The organism is Endozoicomonas sp. ONNA1, assembly GCF_024606325.1.
In the GTDB taxonomy this organism is placed as follows: domain Bacteria; phylum Pseudomonadota; class Gammaproteobacteria; order Pseudomonadales; family Endozoicomonadaceae; genus Endozoicomonas_A.
The window spans coordinates 1-7,931 of sequence record NZ_JAHHPN010000701.1; the positions used below are offsets into that span (position 1 = coordinate 1).

General features: G+C 49.8%; 8 protein-coding genes. 1 reads left to right on the forward strand and 7 read right to left on the reverse strand.

Going from position 1 to position 7,931, the window contains the following annotated elements; translation table 11 throughout:
- From KDK19_RS24455 to gspC, 6 genes are all read right to left on the reverse strand, one after another.
- Positions 1 to 69, reverse strand: a 69-nt coding sequence (locus tag KDK19_RS24455; protein WP_368736470.1) for a prepilin-type N-terminal cleavage/methylation domain-containing protein, incomplete at its 3' end; no start/stop codon positions are given.
- Complete coding sequence (gene gspG, locus KDK19_RS16500; protein WP_257292391.1) at positions 69 to 509, reverse strand: type II secretion system major pseudopilin GspG; 441 nt, start codon at positions 507 to 509, stop codon at positions 69 to 71. The genes gspG and KDK19_RS24455, both read right to left, overlap by 1 nt.
- A 90-nt stretch (positions 510 to 599) precedes the next feature.
- Positions 600 to 1,823 carry a type II secretion system inner membrane protein GspF gene (gspF, locus tag KDK19_RS16505; protein WP_257292392.1) on the reverse strand — a complete coding sequence of 408 codons (1,224 nt, stop codon included), beginning with the start codon at positions 1,821 to 1,823 and terminating at the stop codon, positions 600 to 602.
- Complete coding sequence (gene gspE, locus KDK19_RS16510; protein ID WP_257292393.1) at positions 1,823 to 3,373, reverse strand: type II secretion system ATPase GspE; 1,551 nt, start codon at positions 3,371 to 3,373, stop codon at positions 1,823 to 1,825. The genes gspF and gspE overlap by 1 nt, the downstream gene beginning before the upstream one ends.
- The gene (gene gspD / locus KDK19_RS16515; protein ID WP_257280936.1) at positions 3,348 to 5,432 is read right to left on the reverse strand and encodes a type II secretion system secretin GspD; all 2,085 of its coding nucleotides are present in this window, start codon (positions 5,430 to 5,432) and stop codon (positions 3,348 to 3,350) included. Before gspD ends, gspE begins: the two co-directional genes overlap by 26 nt.
- A gap of 116 nt (positions 5,433 to 5,548) precedes the next feature.
- Positions 5,549 to 6,445 carry a type II secretion system protein GspC gene (gene gspC / locus KDK19_RS16520; protein WP_257254462.1) on the reverse strand — a complete coding sequence of 299 codons (897 nt, stop codon included), beginning with the start codon at positions 6,443 to 6,445 and terminating at the stop codon, positions 5,549 to 5,551.
- Positions 6,446 to 6,996: 551 nt separating this feature from the next.
- Between gspC and KDK19_RS16525 the strand changes: the two genes are divergently transcribed.
- Positions 6,997 to 7,584, forward strand: coding sequence for an acyloxyacyl hydrolase (locus tag KDK19_RS16525; protein ID WP_257292394.1), 588 nt, complete (start codon positions 6,997 to 6,999; stop codon positions 7,582 to 7,584).
- A gap of 74 nt (positions 7,585 to 7,658) precedes the next feature.
- Here KDK19_RS16525 and KDK19_RS16530 read toward each other — a convergent pair whose 3' ends face one another.
- A complete protein-coding gene (locus KDK19_RS16530; RefSeq protein ID WP_257292395.1) occupies positions 7,659 to 7,865 on the reverse strand; it encodes a hypothetical protein in 207 nt (68 codons plus the stop codon).
- Positions 7,866 to 7,931 lie beyond the last annotated feature (66 nt).

Sequence of the window (7,931 nt, forward strand, 5' to 3'; positions counted from 1 at the left end):
AGCGGTAGCAATGCCCAGCAGTACCAGAACCAGCATAATTTCAAGCAGGGTGAAACCAGCGTGCTTCATCAGGAACTCATGTTCCAATTGCCGATGTCATCGTCAGAACCCGCCTGTCCATCAGGTCCGGCCGAGAAGATATCGATATCACCAAATTCACCGGGAGACTGCATCAGGTAGTCATTACCCCACGGGTCTTGGGGTAGACGACGGATGTAGCCATTGTCACGGTAATTTCTGGGTTGAGGGCTGCCGGAAGGCTGTTCTACCAGAGCATTCAACCCTTGCTGAGTGGATGGGAAGTGATTATTGTCCAGCTTGTACATGTCCAGTGCGTTTTCCAGCGTCACTATGTCACTGACGGCTTTCTGCTGGTCTGCCTTTTCTTTGTTACCCAGAACATTCGGGGCCACCAAACTGGCCAGAACACCCAGAATCACGATCACCACCATGATCTCGATCAGGGTAAAACCCTGCTGTTTTTGTCGATCTACCTTTTTCGTAGTCATTGGTCATTAACTCCTAATGCCACATGGCCCGATCTGTATCAGGCTCATGTTTTTTCTGAAAAACTCTTAACTTAAAACCCCTGGTGCCTGTTAACCACCTGATACCAGCGAGTTAAGGTCCAGCATCGGGGTCAGAATCGCCATAACGATAAACAGCACCATGCTCGCCATGGAGACAATCAGTAAAGGTCCAAAAACACCCAGGGCAATGTTCACCTGGTTTTCAAACTGTCGATCCTGGCTGTCCGCTGCCCGGCCCAACATCTGTTCCAGCTCACCCGACTTTTCACCGCTGGCAATAATGTGAAGCATCATGGGCGGAAACAGTTGTGTCTGATCCAGCGCCACCCAGAGGCTGGAACCTTCCCTCACCCGCTCCGAAGCTTGCTCAAGGGATTTCCGGATAAAAGAGTTGGACATGACCTCGGCGGAGATTCTCATACCCTCCAGAAGCGGCACTGAACTACTACTGAGAATACTGAGTGTCCGCGCAAAACGGGAGGTATCAACACCGGCACCCACCTCGCCCATAACGGGCATTTTCAGCATCCATCGGTCATGGGTCAGTCTCCGTTCAGGATTAACCAGCAAGCGCTGCCTCAGGAATAAAAGCATGATAAGACCAGCTAATACACCGAAGCCGTAGTCCCGAACAAAATCACTCATGGCAATCAGAGCCAGGGTCATCGCTGGCAGATCCTGTCCGAGATCCGCAAACTGTTCCACTACGGTAGGTACCACGGTTGCCAGCAGAATGGCGATGACCGAGACCGCCACGATGGTGAGAATGGCGGGATAAATCATGGCCTGAATCAGCTTGCCCCGGATCACCTGACGCTGTTCGGTGTAGTCCGCCAGTCGCTCCAGAACCGTATCCAGGTGACCGGACTTTTCGCCAGCCGCCACCATGGAACAATAGAGTGTGTCAAAGGTTTTCGGGTAAATCGCCAGACTTTCTGCCAGCGTCCGTCCTTCGAGTACCTTCGCTCTTACGGTAGTGATCATGGCTTTCAGGTGGGATTTCTGAACCTGACGGGACAGAGCCTGAAGACACTCTTCCAGAGGAATGGCAGCCGCTACCAGAGTCGCTAGCTGACGAGTCAACATCGCGACTTCAGCCGGGCTGGCTTTCTTCTCGAACAGAGAAAACGACGCCCGTTCGCCACTGCTCTTTTGTTCGGATTCAGTAATGGCCACCGGAGCCAGACCTTCCAAACGCAACTGCTGACGAAGCTGGCGGGCAGAATCAGCCTCAAGCACCCCTTTGCGTTTTTTACCCTTTTTATCCAGGGCTTCATAAGCAAATACGCCCATTATTCCTCCCTGGTCACCCGCAGTACTTCTTCAATGGAAGTCATACCCGCAAGAACTTTACGGAAGCCATCTTTCTGGATACTGGGACTGATCCTGCGAATCACATCTTCCAAAGCCTGTTCACCGGCACCTTCATGAATCATACGGCGGACTTCATCGTTGACCAGAAATAACTCATGAATGCCGGTTCGGCCTTTGTAGCCACCACCATGACATTCGGAACAACCTTCAGGGCTGGCTTCGTGAACGGGTCTGCTGTCAGAGTCGTCTATTCCCAACAGCTTTCGCTCATGAGGCGTTGGCTCTCGCGCTACTTTGCAGGAAGGACAGAGGGTACGAACCAGACGCTGGGCCAAAACGCCCAAAAGACTGGATGACAGAAGGAAAGGTTCAATGCCCATATCCCTCAGGCGTGTGACAGCACCGATAGCCGTATTGGTGTGCAGGGTACTCAGCACCAGGTGACCGGTCAGGGAGGCCTGAATAGAAATTTCTGCGGTTTCGAGATCACGAATCTCACCCACCATCACCACGTCCGGGTCCTGACGCAGGATGGCACGCAGCCCCCGGGCAAAGGTCATATCGACCTTGGGGTTGACCTGTGTCTGACCCACGCCTTCGAGATCGTATTCCACAGGATCTTCAACAGTGAGAATATTACGTTCGGTGTCGTTGATTTCTGTCAGACCAGCGTACAGTGTCGTACTCTTACCGGAACCGGTCGGGCCTGTGACCAGCAGAATACCGTGAGGTTTATGCAGAGCTTCACTGATATGCTGATGAATATCGGGCGTCATACCTAAACTGGACATATCCATGCGGACACTGTTGCGATCCAGCAAACGCAATACGATTCGCTCACCATGACGAGAAGGCAGTGTCGATACCCGGACATCGACGGCACGACCACCCAGTCGCAGGGAAATACGACCATCCTGAGGAACCCGCTTCTCGGCAATATCCAGTTTGGCCATAACCTTGATACGGGATACCAGCAATGCCGCCAGCTTGCGCTGGGGTCGAAGGATTTCTCTCAAAACACCATCGACACGGAAGCGAATCACCAGACAGTTTTCGAAGGTTTCGATATGAATATCGGAGGCCCCTTCCTTGATCGCCTCGCCCAACATGGCGTTGATCATTCGAATGATCGGGGCACCATCGTCGGCATCCAGAAGGTCTTCGTTGTCAGGCAATTCCTCTGCCAGAGAGTGAAGCTCTTCATCATTGCCAATATCATTCATCAGCTGACGGGCAGCCGATGAGTCTTTTTGATAATAGCTCGACAGTCTCGCCTCAAAGTCACCCTCAGACAGGGATTTGATGTCAATCGGGCCTGCAACAAAGCGACGAACTTCAGTAATAGCGGCTCTGGAAGATTGACCATTGACGTACAAACAGAAATTACCCTGCTGCTCTCTTTCCAGCAGGACACCGAAGTTACGGGCAAAGGCAAAGGGCAGCTCCAGAACACCCGCAGGGAGATCTTGTGCCGCTTCCTGAGCAGAGGCTTCGGTTTCCTGATCAGCTGTTATCGCCGGACTCTGCATCGCTCTTCTCCGACTGTTTACTGGCTACCTTGTCATCGTCTTTCTTGTCGTTTTTTTCTTTCTCTTTTTCTTTCTGATCGGCTTCATCCAGTTTCTGGCGCGCTCTGTTCATCAGATCGGAGTTAGAGGGGTATTCCGGCAGGACCGGGGTTCTTGCATCAGGCATCAGCTCAACGCCCTGATCACGACGATCCAGCTGTCGGGCACGCATATAGCTGTATTTCTTACCGCTGATACTGGTCAGGATGTTATCGTCACGAATGATGGTGGGCCTCAGGAAGACCATCAGGTTACGCTTTTTCACCTCGCTGGAGGTGGAGCGAAAGAGAGCACCTATGTAGGGAATGTCACCCAGCAGTGGCACTTTGGAAACACTTTCCTGCACGTCTTCATCCAGCAATCCGCCAATAACAATGGTGTCACCACTGCGTGCCATGATGGATGTTTTCACTTCACGTTTGGAGAAAGTGACATCGACGGATGTGGTACCATTAACACCAGACACTTCCTGAGTAATATCCAGCATCACCGAATCTCCCTCATTGATCTGGGGCTTAACAGTCATCTTCACACCTACTTCCTTACGCTCTACGGTCTGGAAAGGGTTGTCGTTGTTTGAACTGGAGGCAGAACCGGTGATAACAGGGACTTCGTCGCCCACTATGAAAGAAGACTCTTCGTTATCCAGCGTCATCAGGCTCGGAGTCGCCAGAACATTGGATTTTGTTGAGCTGGTAACAGCCTGCAAAAGGGCTGTCCAGTCGCCGGATGTGATACTGAAGGCCGCACCAGAAACACCGGCCAGAGCATCATATAATTTGGTGTAATCACCCGGCTGATCAGGATTGACAGTGACATTGCCATTTTCACTGATGACTGTTGAGCCTGGCTTATCTTCAGCATCTTTCAGACCGGCCATGATCTGGCCAATCGGAACCGTTCGGCCATCGTTAAACTGCATCATACTGCCGCTGTTAGCATTGGCTAGCTGGAAGGAGAGGTTAATGCCATCGCCATCCGCTACCTCAACGATAATGGCTTCGACCAGAACCTGGGCACGACGAATATCAAGCTGCTTGATGACACTTTCCAGACTTTTCATAATGTCTGGCTGAGCGGTGACCACCAGAGCGTTGGTTTGCTCATGAACATTGATACTGAACTTCTGGTTATTACGAACAACTGTCTTACCGCTGTCTTTTTCTGCCTGAACCGTTTGACCCACACCTTCCATGACTTCTTTCAGTTCTTCCGCCTTGGCATACCTCAAATAGAAGACGCGGGTATTGCCGGATGATTCCTGTTCGGCATCCAGTTGATAGACAATACGATTCACTTTTTGCAGTTGTCTTGTCTGGCCGGCAACAATCAGTCGATTGCTGCGATCATCAGCAACCACGGTCACCCGGGAAGTACTGCCCTTGCCGCCTTTTTCCTGCAGCAGGGAAGTGAGAATTCGCTGCATTTCAGAAGCAGAAGCGTACTCGAGCTGAATAACCGAGAAGTTTCGGTTGCCGGCCATATCCACTCGTCTGACAATCTCAACCAGACGCTTCACATTGGCTGCACGGCCGGTCATCAGAAGAATGTTGGAGGGGTCGTAGTGAACGACATTGCCCGCTGTATCATTCAGCTGGCGCAATAACGGAGACAGTTCTCTCACCGGCACGTTCTGAACCGGTAGCACCCAGGTAACAAACTCATCACCCTGCCCCGGCTTTTGCCTGTCAGCCAGTGCAATCGCCGACATTTTTGCGTTCTTGTCCTGAACAATTTTCAGGACATTATTCTCTTGTTCGATAACGGCAAAACCGTGGACTTCCAGAACGTTCAAAAAGAGCTGATAGTATTGTTCAGCATTGAGTTTGTCATAGGAACGGACCGTTACAGAGCCACGCACAGCGGGGTCCAGAATAATGGTTTTGTTCAGAGTGGCGCTGACTGTACTGGCAAATTCAGCAATATCGGCCTTTTCAAAACTGGCAGAATATTGCTGGAAATTGGCAGATGTCTGACCGGCAAAAAAAGATGTTGTAGCCAGTAAAATTCCTGCTGTCACTGAGCAGATCTGTCTGCGCAGCCGTCTCATAACATCCTGATTTACACATTTCCGGGCCATGGCCCCGCTAAGCGATTCAGGGAATAATATTAATAACCCTGTTTTTCCTCTAACACTCATAGTCTGACTTCTATTTCATAGAGACGACCATTTCTTTCAATGGTCATCGATAGCTGGGTGAGCTGCTTGATTTCCTGCAGCAGCTTCATGGTGTCGTTGCTGTCACTCAGGTCATATCCGTTAATAGACAGGGCTATATCATCAGGCTTCAGGCCTGACTCACGAAAAACGTCAGGAAGCTTGCCAGGGGTTAACTGATAGCCAACCAGCTGACCATCCTTCTGAGCCGCGTTGATCTGGACAAAATCCGTAAAAGAGGCTGGATCAGAGATCACTCGTTGACGTAATTCTGCCAAACGACTACTGTCTCTTTTTTCTACTTTTCGATCCGCTTCATCGGGGTAAAGCAACAAGGCTTCGAGCTTGCCCCTGTTGAATACAATCACCCGATCTTCATAAATATCTTTCACTTCAGCACTGGAACCCTGAAGCTTTTCACCAATTCGATAAGTGCGATCACGGCCACCGGAATGAATCACAGCGACGGAATCAGCAGGAACTGAACTGGCAACAATACCGGTTACTTTTGCAGACAGGCGGGACTTTGGAACGGCGTTGGGGTCGATATCGCTTTTATCCGTTTGTTTCAGCTTGACAGGCTCCTGACCAAACAGATGAAAGTCATTCAGCGCAGGGTAGGCATCCTGTTCCGATTGACGACCATTTACCACCGTTGATTGAGGCTGCCAAGAATGAATCGTGGCGCTGTCAGAACCTTTCAGGACTTGCCATGTAAGACGAGCCAGCTGCTGAGTCAGAAGAATGACCAGCAGTACTTCACAGCCAATAATCAGTCGCCGCACGCCGGTCTGTGACAACACACCGGCAATGTTAAAGTCAGGCGAGGACAGAGGGCCAGAGGCTTTTAGTCTGTTGAGCAGGGTTGGTGGCATGGTACAACTTATTCATCAATTCGTTTATCAGTCCAATGCCCATAAAACCGGCATTAAGATTCTTGTTTTCTCAGTTGCTACTATTAGTGGTACATAGGTACTAAAAATTAGCTATACGTGCAAATACTTATAATAACAACGAGTTCTTCAGCGCCTCCGGTGTACAAGGGCTAAAGCAAAACGGCCCTGATCTCGATCCAGGTAAAGTCGATCGATTTGATGATAATGGTTCACTGTTACACTCTCGTGAAGCCATCAGAATCAGCTCTTTGAATACGAATGATACTGACCATACCTGGCTTCATTAGCGGGTACTTCACGGATTCCTTCATTTCTTGAGTCATAAAAAGTCCAAAACCGGGTGAGATAACAGCCTCAATATCGACCTGACTTTGCTGAAAAACAACAAGGTTGGAAAAATCTGGTCTTATTCGTTGGCTCCCTGGTGTAAGTTAGTAGGAAGCCCCCTCCCACTGAGTGGCAAGGGTATTGCGAAGCAAACTTTGGTAGCGGGCTCAATAAATATTAAAAAACACAAGAGCATAAGGATCATGAGACTCAACAATGCAGCCTTTCTGTCGGCAGTACCTTTGGTGCTATCTGTTTTTTCAACGTCGGTCGTCGCACAACCTGAAAGTATTCATTTCAGCTACGGGCCCGATCTTTCCAGTAAAATAGAGGTTAAGGACACTCGTCTGGCCCTGAGATGGCATTTAAGTGACGAAGGACTTCTCGAAAACTTAGAATGGAATGACCGCTTTCTTCTCGATACCTCGGTTTCTTACTGGGATAATCAACTGGATGCAAGCCCTTCGCATAGCTCGAAAGGTGGCGATGATATCTATGGCTTTTTCATGACTCCGGTATGGCAATTCAAAAGTCCCGGCGGACGGTATTACTTCGATGCAGGTCTGGGCGTTGGTTGGATCAGCGACACCCAGATTCGTTACAAAGGCGACCAGCCTTTAGAAAAAAGCACTCATTTACAGTTTGAAGCCATGCTGGGTGCCGGTATTCTCCTGGGTTCTGAAAACAGTTTTGACCTGGGCGCCAAGTTGCTTCATTACTCCAATGCTTATATCAAACGGCCCAACATGGATTTGAATGTTGTCCAGTTCTCGCTTGCGTATCATTTTTGAAATGGAATGCCCGGCAGTTGTCGGGCGTTTTGCTGACTGTCTGCTTGTAATTCCAGCTCGCAGGTAAAAGATCATTATTCAGCCGAGGTATAAGCCTGCTTGGGTGAATTAGGCTCAGCAGGATAAGCTCGCTCCAGCTGCCTGTTTTTCACCATCCTGTTCAAATGCCCTTGTCTCAGAGGATCAGGGGATCTGTTCAGTAACTCTGCCAGAACTTTAAGAGACAAATAGTGACCGCGACAGGCATCCAATATGGTTTTTTCCATTAATTCGGTAGCCAACTTCTTCTTTTCTCTAGCAGCCTGTCGGACTTAAGGCTGTCCTACTGCGGTTGCAATAAATTGGTC

Bases quoted from the DNA above. Each gene is read 5' to 3' on its own strand.
- gspF (WP_257292392.1), bottom strand. From the start codon at position 1,823: ATGGGCGTATTTGCTTATGAAGCCCTGGATAAAAAGGGTAAAAAACGC.
- gspE (WP_257292393.1), bottom strand. From the start codon at position 3,373: ATGCAGAGTCCGGCGATAACAGCTGATCAGGAAACCGAAGCCTCTGCT.
- gspG (WP_257292391.1), bottom strand. From the start codon at position 509: ATGACTACGAAAAAGGTAGATCGACAAAAACAGCAGGGTTTTACCCTG.
- gspC (WP_257254462.1), bottom strand. From the start codon at position 6,445: ATGCCACCAACCCTGCTCAACAGACTAAAAGCCTCTGGCCCTCTGTCC.
- KDK19_RS16525 (WP_257292394.1), top strand. From the start codon at position 6,997: ATGAGACTCAACAATGCAGCCTTTCTGTCGGCAGTACCTTTGGTGCTA.